The sequence below is a fragment of the Pseudomonas moorei genome, assembly GCF_042846945.1.
Classification (GTDB): domain Bacteria; phylum Pseudomonadota; class Gammaproteobacteria; order Pseudomonadales; family Pseudomonadaceae; genus Aquipseudomonas; species Aquipseudomonas moorei.
In genome coordinates this window covers 4,639,297-4,658,318 of sequence record NZ_AP035776.1, presented here as the reverse complement: position 1 = coordinate 4,658,318, position 19,022 = coordinate 4,639,297, and the positions used below count along the sequence as shown (strand labels likewise).

General features: G+C 60.0%; 13 protein-coding genes. 6 read left to right on the top strand and 7 right to left on the bottom strand.

The genetic code is table 11. From position 1 onward, the window contains the following. Nucleotides 1-57: 57 nt before the first annotated feature. Both arcA and arcD (ACGJAX_RS22020) read right to left on the bottom strand, forming a co-directional pair. Nucleotides 58-1,314 (bottom strand): arginine deiminase, encoded by a 1,257-nt coding sequence (arcA, locus tag ACGJAX_RS22025; protein ID WP_247257069.1) that lies wholly within the window; start codon nt 1,312-1,314, stop codon nt 58-60. A gap of 35 nt (nt 1,315-1,349) precedes the next feature. Further along, nucleotides 1,350-2,777 carry an arginine-ornithine antiporter gene (gene arcD, locus ACGJAX_RS22020; protein WP_247257068.1) on the bottom strand — a complete coding sequence of 476 codons (1,428 nt, stop codon included), beginning with the start codon at nt 2,775-2,777 and terminating at the stop codon, nt 1,350-1,352. A 462-nt stretch (nt 2,778-3,239) separates the two neighbouring features. Here arcD (ACGJAX_RS22020) and arcD (ACGJAX_RS22015) point away from each other — a divergent pair, with 462 nt between their 5' ends. After that, nucleotides 3,240-4,667 (top strand): arginine-ornithine antiporter, encoded by a 1,428-nt coding sequence (gene arcD, locus ACGJAX_RS22015; RefSeq protein ID WP_390956157.1) that lies wholly within the window; start codon nt 3,240-3,242, stop codon nt 4,665-4,667. 12 nt (nt 4,668-4,679) lie between these two features. Here arcD (ACGJAX_RS22015) and ACGJAX_RS22010 read toward each other — a convergent pair whose 3' ends face one another. Continuing rightward, nucleotides 4,680-6,392, bottom strand: coding sequence for a monovalent cation:proton antiporter-2 (CPA2) family protein (locus ACGJAX_RS22010; protein WP_390956156.1), 1,713 nt, complete (start codon nt 6,390-6,392; stop codon nt 4,680-4,682). Between the two features lie 319 nt (nt 6,393-6,711). Between ACGJAX_RS22010 and ACGJAX_RS22005 the strand changes: the two genes are divergently transcribed. The 3 genes from ACGJAX_RS22005 to ACGJAX_RS21995 all read left to right on the top strand — a co-directional run bounded on the left by ACGJAX_RS22005 (nt 6,712) and on the right by ACGJAX_RS21995 (nt 10,115). After that, on the top strand, nt 6,712-7,374 hold the full coding sequence (locus tag ACGJAX_RS22005) for a hypothetical protein (protein ID WP_390956155.1): 663 nt from the start codon (nt 6,712-6,714) through the stop codon (nt 7,372-7,374). Nucleotides 7,375-7,460: 86 nt separating this feature from the next. After that, nucleotides 7,461-8,282: a polyphosphate kinase 2 gene (gene ppk2, locus ACGJAX_RS22000; protein ID WP_090321639.1), complete on the top strand. Its 822-nt coding sequence runs from the start codon at nt 7,461-7,463 to the stop codon at nt 8,280-8,282. Between the two features lie 48 nt (nt 8,283-8,330). After that, nucleotides 8,331-10,115, top strand: coding sequence for a sulfate permease (locus tag ACGJAX_RS21995; RefSeq protein ID WP_390956154.1), 1,785 nt, complete (start codon nt 8,331-8,333; stop codon nt 10,113-10,115). 23 nt (nt 10,116-10,138) lie between these two features. Here ACGJAX_RS21995 and ACGJAX_RS21990 read toward each other — a convergent pair whose 3' ends face one another. The 4 genes from ACGJAX_RS21990 to ACGJAX_RS21975 are packed head-to-tail and all read right to left on the bottom strand — an operon-like array spanning nt 10,139 to nt 16,212. Continuing rightward, a complete protein-coding gene (locus ACGJAX_RS21990; protein ID WP_390956152.1) occupies nt 10,139-11,575 on the bottom strand; it encodes an efflux transporter outer membrane subunit in 1,437 nt (478 codons plus the stop codon). Between the two features lies 1 nt (nt 11,576). Next, a complete protein-coding gene (locus tag ACGJAX_RS21985; RefSeq protein ID WP_090321647.1) occupies nt 11,577-14,786 on the bottom strand; it encodes an efflux RND transporter permease subunit in 3,210 nt (1,069 codons plus the stop codon). Further along, the gene (locus tag ACGJAX_RS21980) at nt 14,783-15,988 is read right to left on the bottom strand and encodes an efflux RND transporter periplasmic adaptor subunit (RefSeq protein WP_390956151.1); all 1,206 of its coding nucleotides are present in this window, start codon (nt 15,986-15,988) and stop codon (nt 14,783-14,785) included. Before ACGJAX_RS21980 ends, ACGJAX_RS21985 begins: the two co-directional genes overlap by 4 nt. Next, a complete protein-coding gene (locus ACGJAX_RS21975; protein ID WP_247257060.1) occupies nt 15,976-16,212 on the bottom strand; it encodes a hypothetical protein in 237 nt (78 codons plus the stop codon). The genes ACGJAX_RS21980 and ACGJAX_RS21975 overlap by 13 nt, the downstream gene beginning before the upstream one ends. Nucleotides 16,213-16,382: 170 nt before the next feature. Between ACGJAX_RS21975 and ACGJAX_RS21970 the strand changes: the two genes are divergently transcribed. After that, a complete protein-coding gene (locus tag ACGJAX_RS21970; RefSeq protein WP_390956150.1) occupies nt 16,383-17,408 on the top strand; it encodes a helix-turn-helix domain-containing protein in 1,026 nt (341 codons plus the stop codon). Between the two features lie 228 nt (nt 17,409-17,636). After that, complete coding sequence (locus tag ACGJAX_RS21965) at nt 17,637-18,848, top strand: M24 family metallopeptidase (RefSeq protein WP_390956149.1); 1,212 nt, start codon at nt 17,637-17,639, stop codon at nt 18,846-18,848. The last annotated feature ends 174 nt before the right edge of the window (nt 18,849-19,022 follow it).

The window sequence follows — 19,022 nt, the reverse complement described above, 5'->3', positions numbered from 1 at the left end:
AAGGTGTCGGTTATCCCCTGGGTCCGTGCGTTGTAAGCACGGACCCAGGTTAATAGGTTAGTAATCGATCGGGTCGCGGATGATCGGGCAGGTCATGCAGTGACCGCCGCCACGGCCGCGGCCGAGTTCGCCGGCGCTGATGGTGATGACCTCGACCCCGGCCTTGCGCAGCAGGGTGTTGGTGTAGGTGTTGCGGTCGTAGCCGACGACCACGCCGGGTTCCATGGCGACCACGTTGTTACCGTCGTCCCACTGTTCGCGTTCGGCGGCGAAGCTGTTGCCGCCGGTTTCCACGACGCGCAGTGCTTTCAGATTGAGGGCCTTGGCCACGGTGTCGAGGAAGTTGGTTTCTTCGCGACGGATGTCGATGCCGCCTTGCTTGCTTTCGTCCGGGCGCAGGGTGAAGGCCACGATCTGGCTCACCACTTCCGGGAAGATGGTCACCAGGTCGCGGTCGCAGAAGCTGAACACCGTGTCCAGGTGCATCGCTGCGCGGGATTTCGGCATGCCGGCAACAATCACCTTCTCGACGGCTTTGTTCTTGAACAGGTTGAGCGCCAGTTGGCCGATCGCCTGACGGGATGAGCGTTCGCCCATGCCGATCAAGACCACGCCGTTGCCGATGGGCATGACGTCGCCGCCTTCAAGGGTGGAGCTGCCGTGTTCCTGGTCAGGATCGCCGTACCAGATCTGGAAGTCGGCGTTGGTGAACTCGGGATGGAATTTGTAGATGGCGGTCGTCAGCAGTGTTTCCTGGCGGCGCGCCGGCCAGTACATCGGGTTGAGCGTCACGCCACCGTAGATCCAGCAGGTGGTGTCGCGGGTGAATTGGGTGTTGGGCAGTGGCGGCAGAATGAAGCTGGAGTGGCCGAGGAAGTCGCGGAACATCTGGATGGTCTTGCCACCGAAGCTGTCCGGCAGGTCATCGGCAGATACGCCGCCAATCAGGAACTCGGCGATCTTGCGAGGTTCCAGGCTGCGCAGCCACGAGCTTGTTTCATTGATCAGGCCCAGGCCGACCGAATTGGCGGTGACCTTGCGTTCCAGAATCCAGTCCAGGGCTTCAGGAATGGCAACGATGTCGGTCAACAGGTTGTGCATTTCCAGCACATCAACGTTGCGCTCACGCATTTTGGTGACGAAATCGAAATGGTCGCGCTTGGCTTGAGCGACCCACAACACGTCGTCGAAAAGCAGTTCGTCACAGTTGTTCGGGGTCAGCCGCTGATGGGCCAGGCCGGGGGAGCAAACCATGACTTTGCGCAGTTTGCCGGCTTCGGAATGGACGCCGAACTTAACTTTTTCCGTGGTCATTACAGTGATCCTCCAGATGACAATTAATCAGGGGGTTACAGAGTCAGGAAGCCGTCATACAGCCCATAGGCCGCCACCAGGGCGCCCACGACGACGGCCGCGAAAATCAGCTTCTCGACGTTGGTGAAAACAGGTTTGTCGATTTCCATCTTGGCCTTGGCGAACAAAATGACGCCGGGCGCATAGAGCAGGGCGGACAGCAGCAGGTACTTGACGCCGCCGGCATAGATCAGCCAGATCGCGTAGACCAGGGCGATAGCACCGATGAACAGGTCTTTCTGGCGTTCGGGCGCGGCGCTTTCATAAGTCTCACCGCGTACCGCCAGCAAAAACGCATAAGCTGCCGACCACAGGTAAGGCACCAGAATCATTGAGGTCGCCAGGTAGATCAGCGACAGGTAAGTACTGGCCGAGAACAGGGTGATGATCAGGAACAGCTGCACCATGGCGTTGGTCAGCCACAGGGCGTTGACCGGTACATTCTTGCTGTTTTCCTTGCGCAGGAATGCCGGCATGGTGTGGTCCTTGGCCGCGGCAAACATGATCTCCGCGCACAGCAGTACCCATGACAGCAATGCCCCGAGCAGCGAGATGACCAGACCGACGCTGATCAGGACCGCGCCCCAATGACCCACCACATGCTCCAGCACGGCGGCCATCGACGGGTTCTGCAGCTTGGCCAGTTCCGGTTGGGTCATGACGCCCAGCGACAGTACGTTGACCAACACCAGGAACAGCAGCACGGTAATGAACCCGATCACGGTGGCTTTACCCACGTCGGTGCGTTTTTCCGCCCGCGCCGAGAAGATGCTCGCGCCTTCGATGCCAATGAACACCCATACGGTGACCAGCATCATTTTGCGCACCTGGTTCATCACGCTGCCCAGGTCCGGGTTTTTCAGGCCCCAGATGTCAGCGGTAAAGATGTCCAGCTTGAAGGCGAACAAGGTGATCAACATGAACAGCAACAGTGGCACGACCTTGGCGATCGTGGTGACCAGGTTGATGAATGCCGCTTCCTTGATCCCCTGCAACACGAGGAAATGCACGCCCCACAGCAGCACTGACGCGCCAATCACGGCGGCCACCGTATTGCCTTCGCCGAAGATCGGGAAGAAATAACCGAGGGTGCTGAACAGCAGAACGAAATAACCGACGTTGCCCAGCCAGGCACTGATCCAGTATCCCCAGGCGGAAGAGAAACCCATGTAGTCGCCAAAACCGGCTTTGGCGTAAGCGTAAACACCACCGTCCAGGTCAGGCTTGCGGTTGGCCAGCGTCTGGAAGACGAAGGCCAGGGTCAACATGCCCACGGCGGTAATTGCCCAACCAATCAGAATGGCGCCGACGTCTGCACTGACAGCCATGTTTTGTGGCAGGGAAAATATTCCGCCGCCAATCATCGAACCGACGACCAAGGCCACCAGTGCGCCAAGTTTCAGTTTTCCGGGGGATTCAGACATTGCATGACTCCAATGCAGGAGAAGAGAGACAACAGATTAGTTCTGTTAGCAATTCAATCATCTGATTTAGATCAGTACATGGGCACATTCCATTGCGATTTGAACGACTTATATTCGATCCGGGAACATGGCTACTTCTCCGGAAATGCCTTATCCAGAGGCCTCGGAAAGAACAAACGGCAATACTGCGTATTGCTTCGAGTTTTTACGCTAGTTCGTTTCTGTGTTTCTGCAAATTTTTGACACCCGATTTCAGTAACGCTATGAATTAACGGTTTCGTTCAGCCCAAGTGTTCTTAGCACGGCACCGATATACTGATCGGCTATAACTAACAGGCGCCTTGTTCGGCGTTATTTAATAAACGTCATTGCGCTGAAGCCATTTAGTTAATGCCAGGCAAGTGACGGTTTCATGGCTGTGATAAAACCCGGCCGCATCGGGAAATAAATGGAGACCCAGGAATGTCGCAACCCACGCAAAAGCTTCGACTGAGTGCATTGATCGCCCTGGTGGTGGGCTCGATGATTGGTGGTGGCATCTTTTCACTGCCTCAGAACATGGCAGAGCGCGCCGATGCCGGTGCGGTGCTGATCGGCTGGGCGATTACCGCCGTGGGCATGCTGACCCTGGCCTTCGTGTTCCAGACCCTTGCCAATCGCAAACCGGAGCTCAATTCCGGGGTGTATGCCTACGCCAAGGCCGGGTTCGGCGACTACATGGGGTTTTCCTCGGCCTGGGGTTACTGGATCAGTGCCTGGCTGGGCAACGTCGGTTATTTCGTGTTGTTGTTCAGCACCCTCGGTTATTTCTTTCCGGTATTTGGCCAGGGTAATACACCGATCGCTATTGGCTGCGCCTCGGTATTGCTTTGGGCAGTGCACTTTCTGGTATTGCGCGGGATCAAGGAGGCCGCATTCATCAATCAGTTGACCACTGTGGCCAAGATCGTTCCGCTGATCATGTTTATCGTGATTGCCGCAGTGGCCTTCAAGGCCGAGATCTTCACCCGGGACATCTGGGGGCAGAGCAATCCGGACTTTGGCGGCGTGATGGACCAAGTGCGCAACATGATGCTGGTCACCGTGTTCGTGTTCATCGGCATTGAAGGCGCCAGCATCTATTCGGCCAGGGCGGAGAAGCGCACCGATGTCGGGCGCGCGACGGTCATTGGCTTCCTCGGCGTGCTGGCCTTGCTGGTGTTGGTGAACGTGCTGTCGCTCGGGATCATGAGCCAGCCGGAACTGGCGACGTTGCAGAACCCGTCGCTGGCGGCGGTGCTGGAGCGCATCGTCGGCCCCTGGGGAGCCTTGTTGATCAGCGTCGGCCTGGCGATTTCGTTGCTCGGGGCCTTGTTGTCGTGGGCGTTGCTGTGCGCCGAGATCCTTTTCGCCACCGCAAAGGACAAGACCATGCCGGCGTTCCTGACCCGGGAGAACGCCAACCACGTGCCGGTCAACGCGTTGTGGCTGACCAATTCAATGATCCAGATTTTCTTGCTGATCACGCTGTTTTCCGCAGGGACCTACACCAGCCTGATCTACCTCGCGTCGTCGATGATCCTGGTGCCGTACCTATGGTCGGCGGCCTATGCGGTGCTGTTGAGCGGGCGCGGCGAAACCTATGAACATGCCTCGGCGGAGCGGACCAAGGATCTGTTGATCGGCGGCATTGCGCTGAGTTATGCGGTGTGGCTGCTGTATGCCGGAGGTGTGAAATACCTGCTGCTGTCGGCGTTGCTGTATGCGCCTGGGGTGATCTTGTTCGCCAAGGCCAAGCACGAGCAGGGAGAGCCTTTGTTCAGCCATTTCGAGAAAGGCATTTTTGCCTGTGTCATCACCGCTGCCGGCCTGGCGGGATATGGGTTGTACAACGGCTTTTTGTCGCTGTGAGGCGCTGAATCTTCAAAGTTCCCCGTCTTCGGCGCCGGGATAAACCCCGTGTAGCAGGCGATAGCGGTCGTGCCGTACCTGGGCGATGCGGTCGAGGACCTGACGCTCGGGGAATCCCAACATGATCAGGGCATGCGACGCCAGCATCAGGCTGGACTCGAGTAACTCGGGCACCACTTCGCTGGCGCCGGCCGCCTTCAACTCGGGACACTGGCTGTCGTCCCGCGTACGCACCAGGATCGGCACGTCCGGATTGATGCGACGCGCCTCCTTCAGCACCTGCAGGGCAACCTCGGTTTTGTCCACGGCGATGACCACCAGGCTGGCGCGCTCCAGGCCAACGGCGACCAGCAGTTCGCCACGATGGGAATCGCCGTAATGCACGTCGCTTTCAGCGACGGCGGCTTCACGTACCCGGACCGGGTCATTGTCCAGTGCGATGTAGGGCTGTTGCGCCTTGCGCATTATTCGCCCGATCGATTGCCCCACACGACCGTAACCACAAATCACCACATGGCCCTGCACGCCGGCGTTGAGCGCGCTGATTTCCTCCAGCTTCGCTTCTTCATTGGGCTTGCGGTGCAGATGTGTGGCAATCCAGGGGGCGGCGCGCAGTAACGACGGGGTGGCCACCATTGAGCAGAAGGTCGCCGCCAGCAACAGGCTGCCGAGGTTGGCAGGCATCAGGTCGTTTCGCTGCATCTGCGCCATCAATGCAAAGCAGAACTCGCCGCCCTGGGCCAGGGCCAGGCCGCTGCGCCACGCGGTTTCCCCGTCGCTGCCGCGCCATTTGACCAATAGCGCGACCACGCTGCCCTTGATCAGCAACAGCGCCAGCGTCAGCCCGAGGATCAGCAGGCCGTGACTGGCGAACAGGCGCAAGTCGATCAGCATGCCGATGCTGATGAAAAACACGCCGAGCAGTATGTCGCGGAACGGCCGCAGATCGGCCTCGATCTGGTGCCGGTAGTGGCTTTCCCCCAGCAACATGCCGGCGAGAAATGCGCCCAGGGCAGGGGAGAGCCCGATCAGGTGGGTCAGCCCGGCCGTCAGCAGGACGATGACCAGGGCCAGCAAGACGAACAGCTCAGCCGAGCGAGCCGCCGCGACCTCATGGAACAGGCGCGGCAATACCCAGCGACTGGCCAGGGACAGCCCGATAAACAACAACACGGTTTTACCCAGGGTCAATGGCAGCGCCCAATACCAGGCTTGATCGCTGTTACCGGCGAAGACCGGCACCAGGGTCAGCAACAACACCGCGACCACGTCCTGGAACAACAGAACGCCGATGGCATTCTGGCCGTGGCTGCTGAAAATCTCGCCGAGGCTGGTCAACTCCTTGCTGACAATGGCGGTGGAAGACAGTGCCAGCCCGCCACCCAGTAACAACGCTGGCGTCGTCGCCACGCCTGCAAGCATCAGTAACGCGCCCAGTACCGCCCCCGACACCAGTACTTGCAGGCTGCCCAGGCCAAAGACAACCTGGCGCAGGGCAATCATTTTCGACAGGGAAAATTCCAGCCCGAGCGAAAACAGCAAAAACACCACGCCCAGTTCGGCGAGAAGCGGCAGCGCTTCACTTTCATCCACCCAGCCAAACGCCCTGGGGCCGACGATCAGGCCCACAAAGAGATAACCCAGCACCGGTGGCAATCGCAGGCGATAGAACAGGGAAATGACGACCAGGGAGGAGGTGAGGATGATGATCAGACTGACAAACATAGAGACTCCGTGATGGTGCAAGGTGCGGCCATGAATGCCGCGCCAGTGAGGCTCAAGGCGAATGGTGGATGTCAGGTTTGATCCTGATTCTTCAAGCCGGCCGTGGCGAATAACGTCAAGCCAGGGTGCTGTTACCGGGGGAGTGTAGCCCGAGCAAAAAAACCGACCGGGTTTGCTCGCACCAATGCGGCAGCAATATCGATTCAAACTACACTCACAGGGGGCTGGAATCGGACTGTCGCAAGACCGGCGCCAGCGCAGGCCCGCGAACCTGAGTCACAGGGCATCCAAAGGCGAGAAACCTGCCAAGGTTGGGAGCATGCAAAGCACCGCAGAACATAAGCCCTCGCGTGTGCTCGATCCCGTCGAGCGTGTCACGGAGGTGATCTTCGGCTTGCTCATGGCGATGACTTTCACTGGAACGATCAGTGTGGTCACCGCAGATCAGGAGGCCGAACGCGTGATGATGATCGCCGCGCTCGGCTGCAACCTGGCCTGGGGACTCGCGGACGCGGTGATGTATCTGCTGCGAACACTGATTGAACATACCCGCAGCCGCACGCTATTGAAAAAGGTGTGCAGCGGGGTGGATGCGGCCACCGGACAGTCGCTCATTGCCAATGCATTACCACCACGCCTGGCGACAGCGGCCGGTGCCGATGGCCTGGAATTGTTGCGTCAGCGCCTGGCCGAAACCGCCACCATGCCCGCGCCGCCGCGACTTGGCCTGAATGACTTCAAGGGGGCACTCGGTGTGTTCCTGCTGGTGGTGCTCTCGACATTTCCGCTGGTGATCCCGTTTCTGTTACTCGAACAGACAAGACTTGCGGTACGCGTGTCCAACCTCGTCGGACTGGCCGTGCTCTTCGCGGGGGGCTGGATTCTGGCGCGTTACGCAGGCGCCAGACCATGGCAGGGGGCGATTGCGCTGACAATCACCGGCGCCTTGCTGATCAGCGCAATCATTGCGCTCGGAGGATAAGCATCCAGGCATTTCCAATTCCCTCCAGCGCCACTGCCGGGGTGAACTTTTGTAAGTCAGTGACTGAAAATCGTGAGGTCTTGAACATGGCAAAGGATAAAAAAGGCAGCTCAAAAAGCGCTTCCGCTGAAGGCGCGAAGCTGACAAACAAAGCGTATCTGGCGCAATTGCGCCTGCTGCATGTCGAGCTGGTCAAGCTGCAGGAGTGGGTCAGGGTAAAGGGCATCAAGGTCTGTATTGTCTTCGAGGGGCGCGACGGTGCCGGCAAGGGCGGGACGATCAAGGCACTGACCGAGCGCGTCAACCCGCGGGTCTTTCGGGTGGTGGCCCTGCCAGCCCCGACCGACCGTGAAAAGAGCCAGATGTATGTGCAGCGCTACCTGCCGCACCTGCCGGCGGCTGGTGAAGTGGTGATCTTCGATCGCAGTTGGTACAACCGCGCGGGCGTTGAGCGGGTGATGGGATTCTGCAGTGAAGAACAGGCGGAAAAATTCCTGCTAACGGCCCCCCTTGTAGAACGCGCCATCGTCAACTCCGGGGTTATCCTGCTCAAGTACTGGCTGGAGGTCAGCCCGCAGGAGCAGACCCGTCGACTCGAGGCGCGGATCAAGGACGGGCGCAAAATCTGGAAACTGTCACCGATGGACCTCAAGTCCTATGGCCACTGGTACGACTATTCACGGGCACGAGATGCGATGTTCAAAGCCACCGACACCGAGCATGCGCCTTGGCTGGTCGCGAACTCGAACGACAAGCGCCGGGCCCGCCTTAACATCATCACCGACCTGCTCAGCCGGATACCGTACAAAGAGATCCCGCGCAAGAAGGTGACCTTGCCCAAACGGCAGAAGCCTGGCGGCTATCGCAAGCCGGATTATCCGTTCCGGCAGATCCCGGAAAAATTCTGACCGGTACGTCCACGCGAACCTGCGCCATCGCCAGAGGGCTGAAGTCCCATGAGTCAATCGGATACGACGCCACCCGGGCCGGGGCGGATCGCGCGCAGGGAAACAGGCGCCGACCAACCCGGCTGGAGCCGCTGGCTGCCGGGCCTGCGGATGCTGCGCAGCTACAAGGCTGCCTGGCTGCAGCACGATATCGTCGCCGGCCTGGTGCTCACCACCATGCTAGTGCCGGTCGGCATCGCTTATGCGGTGGCCTCAGGTGTCCCCGGTATCTACGGCCTCTATGCGACCATCGTGCCGCTACTCGCCTATGCGTTGTTCGGGCCCAGCCGGATTCTGGTACTGGGGCCTGATTCTTCGCTGGCGGCGGTGATACTTGCGGTGGTCCTGCCATTGTCCGGCGGCGACCCGCAGCGCGCGATCGCCCTGGCGGGCATGATGGCGATCGTCTCGGGGACGGTGTGTATCCTGGCCGGTATCGCGCGCCTGGGCTTCGTCACGGAACTGCTGTCCAAACCGATCCGCTATGGCTACATGAACGGGATCGCGTTGACGGTATTGATCAGCCAGTTACCGAAGTTTTTCGGTTTCTCGATCAACAGCGAAGGTCCCCTGAGAAATCTGTGGGCCATTGCAATGGCGGTGGTCGATGGCAAGACCAATTGGGTCACGTTCGCCATCGGCGCGGCGACCCTGTTGGTGATCCTGCTGCTCAAGGACAAAAAACGTGTGCCGGGGATTTTGATCGCGGTGGCAGGCGCCACGGTGGCCGTGGGAGTGCTGGACCTGGCGTCGCATAACGTAGCGATCCTTGGTTCACTGCCACAAGGCCTGCCTGCGTTCGCCATCCCGTGGATCACCACTGAGGATATCGTTCCGGTGATCATTGGCGGTTGTGCCGTCGCCCTCGTGTCGTTCGCCGACACCAGTGTGCTTTCCCGGGTGTATGCGGCGCGCACCCGTTCCTATGTCGATCCGAACCAGGAGATGGTAGGGCTCGGCGTCGCCAATCTGGCGGGTGGGTTGTTTCAAGGCTTCCCGATCAGCAGCAGTTCATCACGCACACCCGTGGCCGAAGCGGCGGGGGCCAGGACCCAACTGGCCGGCGTCGTCGGTGCACTGGCGGTCGCCGTGCTGCTGATGGTAGCGCCGGACCTGCTGCACAACCTGCCGACCAGTGCCTTGGCCGCTGTCGTGATCGCGTCGGCGATCGGCCTGATCGAAGTCACTGACCTGCTGCGAATCTATCGTATCCAGCGTTGGGAGTTCTGGCTCTCCATCGTCTGCACGATAGGCGTGGCCGTGTTTGGCGCGATCGAGGGTATCGGCCTGGCGATCGTCATTGCGGTCATTGAGTTTCTGTGGGATGCCTGGCGCCCGTACTCCGCCATTCTGGGGCGTGCCGATGGCGTGCACGGTTTTCACGACATCAAACGTTACCCCAACGCGCGCATGCTGCCCGGACTGGTGTTGTTCCGCTGGGACGCACCGTTGTTTTTCGCCAACGCCGAACTGTTCAGTGACCGGGTGCTGGACGCCGTGGCCGCGTCCCCCACGCCCGTGCGCTGGCTGGTCGTGGCAGCGGAGCCGGTGACCAGCGTCGACGTGACCTCCGCCGACATGCTCGCCGAGCTGCACGAAACCTTGCACGAGGCCGGTATCAAATTGTGCGTGGCGGAAATGAAGGACCCGGTCAAGGACAAGCTCAAGCGATTCGGGCTTATGCCGCGGTTCGGCGAATCGGCGTTCTATCCGACGGTGGGCTCTGCCGTGAGCGGCTACCTCAATAACCATCCGCAAGAACGAAAGCCGGGGCTGGACGAGGATTACGAATAAGCGGTGAAGGGGCAACCCGGCGACTACTGGCCAGGTTTGTCCTTGCCGACGACCGTCAGCTTGTCAGCCTCGCTTACCCAACCACCGCCAGTCGCTTTGTACAGATCGATCATGTTGGTGAACACCGAGCCACGGGTGCGGGTGTAATTCAATTCGGCGTCGAACAGGCTGCGCTCGGCGTCCAGCACCTCGATGTAGCTGGTGTAACCGTTGTCGTAGCGCAACCGTGCGTAATGGGCGTAAGTGCTCAGTGCCTCGACCTGCCTGGCCTGGTAATCCATCTGTTCTCTGGATTTACTCGACGCGACCAAGGCATTTTCCACGTCCCTGAACGCCGATTGAATCGCCTGCTGGTAAGTCAGCAGCGCTTGTTTCTGGAAGGCTTCGGCTTGTTGCACCTGCCCGGCGATACCGCCGGCCGTGAAGATCGGCATGCTCGCCGCCACACCATAGGACCAGGTGGAAGCGGGCCCGGTGAACAGGTTCGACAGTTGGGTGCTGGCGGAGCCCAACAGCCCGGTCAGGGAGATTGTCGGGAAGTACTGGGCCTTGGCGGCGCCGATCTGGGCATTGGCCGAGATCAGATTCAGCTCGGCCTGACGCAAATCAGGTCGACGCTCGAGCAGGTCCGACGGCAAGCCGGCTGGCACCGTTGGCAGATTCAGTTGGGCCAGGTCACGGCCGCGGATGATCGGCCCCGGGTTGCGCCCAAGCAGCACGGCCAGGGCGTTTTCCTGTTGCGCGACCAAGGGTTCGAATTGCGCAACCGACGCCTGGGTGCGCTCGAATTCGGATTGATTCTGCGCCAGTTCCATTTCGGATATGGTGCCGGCACCGTAGCGCAGTTTGAATATTTCATTGGATTCACCGCGCGCCTTGGCCGTCGTGCGGGCGATTTCCAGCTCCCGGTCGAGATCGCGCAGGGTCACGTAACTCGACGCTACCGAGGCGACCAGACTCAATATCACGCTTCGACGGCCTTCTTCCGAGGCCAGCAAATCGGCACGGGCGGATTCGTCCAGGCGGCGCAAACGGCCCCAGATATCCAGTTCCCAGTTCACGCTGAGAATGGCCTGGTAGTTGTTGAACACCGGATCCACCGATGGATCCAGCGGTACCGGACCGGTGTCTCGCTGCGAACGGGACCGCTGCCCCTGGGCACCCAGCCCGACTTGCGGGAACAACAGGGAGCGGGTCTGGCCGTAACGGCCCTGGAACTCTTCGACCCGCGCGGCGGCAATCTTGATGTCCTTGTTTTCGAGCAGCGCCGTGCGGATCAGGTCATTGAGGACAGGGTCCTGGAACTGCTCCCACCACAGCGTGTTCGACAGATTCTTTGCTTCTTTGTCCGCGTAACGGTAGGCCGCGGGGGTGTCGATATTCGGGTGCTGGTAGTCAGGCCCTACCATGCAACCCGCCAGGCCCAGGCACAACAACAGTGGGAAAGGAGGCTTACGCATCTCAATCCCCCTCATGTCGGTTTTGTGCCGCGCCGTCGGGAATCGTCGGAGCCTGCGTCAGTGCCGGCGGCTTGGCAGCCTTTTGGGCGTTGTCCTTTTCCCCGAACATTCGCTCTATCAGGTAATAGAACATGGGGATGAAGAAGATCGCGATCACCGTCGCCGCCAGCATGCCGCCAATCACCCCGGTACCAATGGAGTGGCGGCTGTTCTCCGAGGCACCGACGGCGATGGCCAGCGGAACGCAGCCGAGGATGAACGCCAGGGACGTCATCACGATAGGGCGCAGACGTTCTTTTGCGGCGGTCATCGCGGCGTCGTAGGCCGACATGCCGGTTTCCCGGTTCAGTACCGCAAACTCGAAAATCAGGATGGCGTTTTTGGCGGCCAGCGCCACCAGCATGGTCAAGCCGATCTGGAAGTAGACGTCGTTGCTCAAGCCCCTAAGCAGGACGGCGAGCAGGGCGCCGAACAAGGCAAAGGGTACGGCCAGCAGCACACCCACGGGCAGCGACCACTTTTCGTACTGCGCCGCGAGGATCAGGAACACCATCACCAGGCCGAAGATGAACACCTGGGAGGAGGCACCGCCGCTCTTTTTCTCCTCGAATGCCTCGCCGCTCAAGGCCAGCGCATAGTCATTGGTCATGATTTCCGCGCTGATTTCTTCCAGGGCCTTGAGTGCCTGGCCGGAGCTATAGCCCGGTGCGGGGTTCGCCGTGAGTTTGACCGCCGGGAAGTTGTTGAAACGGGTCAGCAGGTCGGGGCCGGTGACGTAGCGGGTGGTCAGCAAGGCCTTGAGCGGCACCATGTCGAGGTTTTTGCTGCGCACGAAGATCTCCTGCAGGTCCTCGGCCTTTAAGCGATACTCCGGTTCGGCCTGCAAAATCACCTGCCACAGGCGACTGAACTTGTTGAATTGCGAGATGTAGAGCGAGCCGAACATGGTCTGCATCGCGCTGTAGACATCTTCGACCGGCACGCCCAGGGATTCCGCTTTCTCCCGATCGACGTCGACCATCAATTGACGGGAAAACACATTGAAGGTGGAGGTGATGACACCCAGCTCAGGACGTGTCTTGGCCTTCGCCACCAGATTGGCGACCAGTTCCGCCAGTTGACCGACACTGCCGTCGCCCTTGCTTTGCACCCAGACCTCCATGCCGCCGGTGGTACCCAGGCCGGGAATGGACGGTGGGTTGACCGGCAAAATGATCCCGCCCTGAACCGTGGAAAACGCCCGCGCGGCTTTCTGAATCACCGCCGAGGCGCTTTGTGCCTTGATGGTTTCGGAGTCTTTGTAACGCCCCTCGAAATCCTTGAAGCCGACGAAAAATGCACCGGCATTGTTCTTGTTCTGGCCGTCGAGCAGGCTGTAGCCGTTCACAATCGCAACACCTTCGACGGCCTCGTCGTTCATGAAGAAATCACTGGCTACTTTGCCCACTTCTCCGGTGCGATCCAGGCTGGCGGCGTCGGGCATGATCACCGCGCCGAGCAAGTAGCCCTGGTCTTCCGGTGGCAGGAACGCGCTGGGGATACGCTGAGCCATCAACAGGATCAGCACGACCATGCCGGCAAAGAGCAGCAACGCCAGCACGAAGCGCTTGATCATGAAGGCCACCGAGCGTGAATAGCCCTCGGTCATGCGCTCGAAATTGCGTTCGAACCAGCGGAAAAAGGCGTTCTTGTCACCGTGCTGCGGCTTGAGCAGCAGGGCGGCCAGGGCAGGGGACAGGGTCAGGGCGACCAGGCCGGAAATCACCACGGAAATGGCGATGGTGATCGCGAACTGTTTATAGAGCTGACCGGTGATACCGCCCATGAACGCCACCGGAATGAACACCGCGCACAGCACCAGCACAATAGCCACCACCGGGCCTGCCACTTCATCCATCGCCCGTTTTGCCGCGTCCTTGGGCGTCATCTTGTGCACATGCATGTTGCGTTCGACGTTTTCGATCACCACGATCGCGTCGTCCACCACGATACCGATGGCCAGCACCATGCCGAACAATGTCAGCATGTTCACCGAAAATCCGAGGGCGGACATGCCGATGAAGGTGCCGACAATCGACACTGGCACCGCGATTACCGGAATCAGCGTCGCTCGCAGGCTCTGGAGGAAGATGTAGACCACGATGACCACCAGCACCAAGGCTTCGAAGAAGGTGTGGATCACCTCGGAAATCGAAGCACGGGTAAAGGCCGTGGTGTCCATCACGATCTTGTACTCGATGCCCTCGGGAAACGTGGCCTTCATGTCCGACAGGGTCTTGGTCACCGCCGCGGAAACGTCGAGGGCGTTCGCGCCGGGTTGCTGGTACACGGAGATCAATGTCGCTGGCCGGCCCTGATAGGTGCTGCGCAGGGAATAGTCCTTTTGCCCGAGTTCGGCGCGCCCGACGTCCTTGAGTCGAACGATGGCAGCGCCGTTGTTACTGGCGCGCAGGATGATGTTCTCGAACTCCGATGGCTCGGTCAGGCGTCCCTTGGTGGTCACGGCAAACGACTGCTCCACGGGTTGCCCCGTTGGCGACTGACCGACCCGGCCCACGGCGAACTGCTGGTTCTGATTGGCCACGGCTTTCTGCACATCGGCGGCGGTGATGCCCAACTGGGCCATGCGGTCGGGCTTGAGCCAGATCCGCATGGCGTAGTCCGGCGTACCGAAGATACTGGCCTGGTTCGCCCCCGGAATGCGCTTGATCGCATCGAGGATATAGAGGTTGGCGTAGTTGGCGACGTAGGTGCTGTCGTAGCGGTCGCCGGGGGAATACACCGCAAGCACCATCATGAACGCCGAGGATTTTTTCTGTACCTGGATGCCCTGGCTCTGCACGGCGGAGGGCAGTTGCGGCAAGGCCAGGTTGACCCGGTTCTGCACGTCGACCTGGGCCAGCGACGGATCGGTGCCGATTTCGAAGAACACGTTGAGGGTCATGTTGCCCGTCGCGGAGCTCGACGAGTTCATATAGATCATGTTGTCGGCGCCGTTGACCTGTTGCTCGATGGGCGCGGCGACGTTATTGGCCACGACCTGCGCATCGGCACCGGGGTAGGTCGCCGCCACCGTAATCTGTGGCGGCGTGATGTCCGGGTACTGCGCAACGGGCAGCTTGAGCATGGCCACTGCACCGGCCAGGGTGATGATGATGGAGATCACCGAGGCGAAGATGGGCCGATCGATGCAATAGTGGGAAATGCTCATTGGCTTTTCCCGCCATTGGCTTTTGCCGCTTGCCCATCGGCTGCGCCTGTTGACGCGGCACCAGGTGCATCGACTATGTTCAATGGTCCGCCCGGCGTGACCCTGATCGCGCCATCGACCACGATGCGCTCGCCAGCCCGCAGGCCCTTGTTGATGAACCAGTTGTCCCCTTGCCAATCGCCCACTTCAACCACCCGTTGCTCGGGTTTGCCTTCGGCATTGAGGACCCATACGAAGTGACTCTTGGCACCTTCGAGCACGGCCTTTTGCGGCACGAGAATGGCGTTGGGTCTTGAGGCGCCTTTGGCCAGGGCCCGCACAAACTGACCGGGACGGAGCAGGCCATTGGGGTTGGCGAACACGGCGCGAACCAGGAAGGTGCCGGTGCCCTGGCTGTAGGCAGGCGCCAGAAAATTCAACTTGCCCGTGTTGGGGAACAAGGTGCCGTCCGCCAGGACCACTTCAACGGTAAATTCACTGCGCGGCGGGAAAATGAGATGGCCGGCGGCGATTTCGTCGCGGTACTTCAGGGTTTCGTTTTCCGAGAGGCTGAAGTTGACGTACATCGGGTCCATCTGTGACACCGACGTCAGCAACCCCGACTCGCCTGGCGTCACATAACTGCCTTCCTGCTTCTTTGCATAGCTGGAAAGTCCGGTGAGGGGAGAGGTGATGGTGGTGTAGCTGAGGTTCAACTGCTCGGTGCGCACAGTACCCTCTGCGGCCAATACGGCGGCACGGGTCTCACGCTCGTTGCCGACGGCATTGTCCAGGTCCATCTTGCTGACCGCATTCTGCGCCGCCAGTGGCTTGACCCGGGCCAGGGTAGCCTTGGCCACTTCCCAGCGGGCCTGCTGCTGGGCCAGTTGACCCTGGGCCGACACCAGCGCGGCTTCAAAGGGTTTACGGTCCATCTGGAACAGCGTCTGCCCGGCTTTCACCAGATCGCCTTCGGTGTACAGTCGTTTGTCCAGAAAGCCGGCCACGCGGGCACGGATTTCCACCTCGCGGGAACTCTGGGTCTGGGCGACAAATTCAAAAGTCACCGGCGTGTCGCGAGCGGTGACCGTCATGACTGTCACTTCAGGCGGCTTGCGCGCCGGGGAATCCGGTTCTTTGCCGCAGCCGCCCAACAGGACGAAAATCCCCAGCAAACTGGCAACTGGCAGGCCGAAACCGCTGGAAAATTTCACGCCGCCCATGCCGATGCTCCCTCAAGGTCGATGAAGCAAGCGTAGCTAGCATTGCTTTGGATACCAGTGATCCAAAGCAATTCTGGTTCAAAAAAATACCGACCGTGCAGCGGTGACGATTGGCTTTGATCGGGAGGGGGGCGCAAAAGGTCGAGTCTGGCCATTTCCGGCGTCGAGCCAAGTGTTTCATTGTTAATGCAATTCGCTTGTGCCTGATAGTGATCGGGACGCATTGACACTCATGACCCCGGCTTGCCCTTGGCAGTGGCGAGCATTCAGGAGTCGAAATCTGACAAACCCAGCTCCCCTCGGGCACCGACAATCAGGTGCATTGCTGCCACCTTTGACGCGGCGTGGAGATCGACATGGTTATCAAAGCCCTTGGCCAACGGGAGCGTGGAACATGCTGCCATTGACCGAATCCGAGCGGCTCCGGACGCCAGTGCTGCAGATAGGTTTCTGGTTGGTGGAAGCCTTTGACTTTTATGCCCTGGCCAATGCACTGGAGCCACTGCGGCTGGCCAATCAGATAGCAGGGCGCCGTGTCTGCCAGTGGCAGATCCTTAGCCTGGAGGGTCAGCAGTTGCATGCCAGTAACGGCATCGCAACCGCCACTGCGCGACTGGATCAAGCGCTGCCGCTGGATGTGTTAATCCTCTGTGGCGGCGATGACTTGCCTCTTCGGACGGATCATCCGGCCCTGTGCACTCGGCTGCGCCACTGGGCAGCACAACCGATAGGCCTGGGAGCCTTGGGCAATGCCGGATGGCTGCTGGCGAAGATTGGCGCCCTTGATGGGTTCCGTTGCAGCCTGCCCGAGCCAGACCCTTCAATGAAGATGGCGGCCTATAGCGAGTTGACTCCGGTAGCCGCGCCGTTTTGTGTCGATCGCCAACGGTTGACCTGCGTCGGTCCGCAGGCCGTCCAGGGGTTGATGCACGAAGTGATCGGCCGGACCCACGGTCGTGGCCTGATCCTGCGAATGGAAAAATACGCAGCACGCCAGTCCCGGCCGCTGCTGCCCATGCATGAGGCCCCGGCAAAACTTCAGGCAACACTGGCATTGATGAACGAGCACTTGTGCCGAACGCTGGGGATCGATGAACTGGCCGAGACCATGGGCGTTTCCCGCAGACACCTTGAACGGCTGTTCAAAAGCAGCCTGGGCTGTTCGCCGTCCAGGCACTACCTGGATTTGCGCCTGCAACGGGCGCGACAGTTATTGCGCGACGGTGAACAGACCCTGGCGACTGTCGTTGGGGCGTGCGGATTCGTTTCGCTGCAACATTTCATTCGTTGCTATCGCCAGTACTTCGGCGCACACCCTCGCGAGCACATGGGCATGAACCTGCCTGCAAAGGCCCAGGGTGCTCCGGCCTCCTTGCGCATGGCACCGGTCCGGTCGCGAGCCCCTTCGTTGTCCCACTGACACACAAGCCTTTTGCCAATGCCTCCGCCAAGCGCCTGTATCGCGCTTGCCGGGGGCATTTTGCGTTCTGTCGCCGTGGTCTTCAGGTGTGCCGTCGCAAACAGCGGATATGGTCAATTACAGGTCGGATTCGCACAAAAAACCACACTTTGCATCTGTTCGAATGATCTTCAGCGGCCCGCCAGATTGGCGCCTTCTGTAGCTCAAACAATGACAAGGATAAATGACATGCAAATGCCGAAAACCATCCAGATCAAGAACGGCGAAAAAACCACCCCGACGTTCTCCGCTCAGGAATATGCCAACCGCCAGGCCAAATTGCGGGCTTATCTGGCGCAGAACAACATCGACGCAGCCGTCTTCACGTCCTACCACAACATCAACTACTACAGTGATTTCCTCTATTGCTCGTTCGGTCGCTCATACGCGCTGGTGGTGACCCAGGACAGCGCCGTGACCATCAGCGCCAACATCGACGGCGGTCAGCCATGGCGCCGCACCGTCGGCACGGAAAACATCGTCTACACCGACTGGCAGCGCGACAACTTCTTCGTCGCGATCCAGCAGGCCTTACCGAAGGCCGGACGCATCGGCATTGAGTTCGACCATCTGAACCTGCTCAATCGCGACAAACTCGCCAGCCGCTATCCGCAGGCCGAACTGGTGGACGTTGCCGCCCCCTGCATGCGCATGCGCATGATCAAGTCCGCCGAGGAACACGCGATCATCCGTCAGGGAGCCCGTGTAGCGGACATCGGTGGTGCTGCCATCGTCGAAGCCTTGCGTGATCAGGTTCCGGAATACGAAGTGGCCCTGCACGCCACTCAGGCCATGGTGCGCGAAATCGCCCGTACCTTCCCCGAGTCCGAACTGATGGACACCTGGACCTGGTTCCAGTCCGGCATCAACACCGACGGCGCGCATAACCCGGTCACCTCGCGCAAGGTCAACAAGGGCGACATTCTCAGCCTCAACTGTTTCCCGATGATCGCCGGTTACTACACGGCCCTGGAACGCACCTTGTTCCTGGACCACTGCTCTGACGAGCACTTGCGCCTGTGGGAAGTCAACGTCAAGGTGCACGAGGCCGGTCTCAAACTGATCAAGCCGGGCATGCGCTGCTGCGACATCGCGTTGCAGTTGAACGAGATCTTCCTGGAACACGATCTGCTGCAATACCGCACCTTCGGCTATGGTCACTCCTTCGGGACCCTGAGCCACTACTACGGTCGCGAAGCAGGGCTGGAATTGCGCGAAGACATCGACACCGTTCTGGAGCCGGGGATGGTGGTTTCGATCGAACCGATGATCATGCTGCCCGAAGGCCTTCCGGGTGCGGGCGGTTATCGTGAACACGACATACTGATCGTCAACGAGGAGGGCGGGGAAAACATCACCAAGTTCCCGTATGGCCCGGAACACAACATCATCAAAAAGTAAGACCTTGCGCCGCACAGTGATCCTGTGCGGCGTTTGATTTTGATGTGCGGCCAAACAGCTTTCCGGCGACCGAGTCAAACCGAAAAAAAACGCATGCGCACCCAGAGCGCGCAGCATCCACTGACCCTTAACCCTGCCAAGTACAACAATAGAGGGTATATGTCATGTTCTTAG

Coding starts and splice junctions, on each gene's coding strand:
- arcA (WP_247257069.1), bottom strand. CDS start 1,314: ATGACCACGGAAAAAGTTAAGTTCGGCGTCCATTCCGAAGCCGGCAAA.
- arcD (WP_247257068.1), bottom strand. CDS start 2,777: ATGTCTGAATCCCCCGGAAAACTGAAACTTGGCGCACTGGTGGCCTTG.
- arcD (WP_390956157.1), top strand. CDS start 3,240: ATGTCGCAACCCACGCAAAAGCTTCGACTGAGTGCATTGATCGCCCTG.
- ACGJAX_RS22010 (WP_390956156.1), bottom strand. CDS start 6,392: ATGTTTGTCAGTCTGATCATCATCCTCACCTCCTCCCTGGTCGTCATT.
- ACGJAX_RS22005 (WP_390956155.1), top strand. CDS start 6,712: ATGCAAAGCACCGCAGAACATAAGCCCTCGCGTGTGCTCGATCCCGTC.
- ppk2 (WP_090321639.1), top strand. CDS start 7,461: ATGGCAAAGGATAAAAAAGGCAGCTCAAAAAGCGCTTCCGCTGAAGGC.
- ACGJAX_RS21995 (WP_390956154.1), top strand. CDS start 8,331: ATGAGTCAATCGGATACGACGCCACCCGGGCCGGGGCGGATCGCGCGC.
- ACGJAX_RS21990 (WP_390956152.1), bottom strand. CDS start 11,575: ATGCGTAAGCCTCCTTTCCCACTGTTGTTGTGCCTGGGCCTGGCGGGT.
- ACGJAX_RS21985 (WP_090321647.1), bottom strand. CDS start 14,786: ATGAGCATTTCCCACTATTGCATCGATCGGCCCATCTTCGCCTCGGTG.
- ACGJAX_RS21980 (WP_390956151.1), bottom strand. CDS start 15,988: ATGGGCGGCGTGAAATTTTCCAGCGGTTTCGGCCTGCCAGTTGCCAGT.
- ACGJAX_RS21975 (WP_247257060.1), bottom strand. CDS start 16,212: ATGCGTCCCGATCACTATCAGGCACAAGCGAATTGCATTAACAATGAA.
- ACGJAX_RS21970 (WP_390956150.1), top strand. CDS start 16,383: ATGCTGCCATTGACCGAATCCGAGCGGCTCCGGACGCCAGTGCTGCAG.
- ACGJAX_RS21965 (WP_390956149.1), top strand. CDS start 17,637: ATGCAAATGCCGAAAACCATCCAGATCAAGAACGGCGAAAAAACCACC.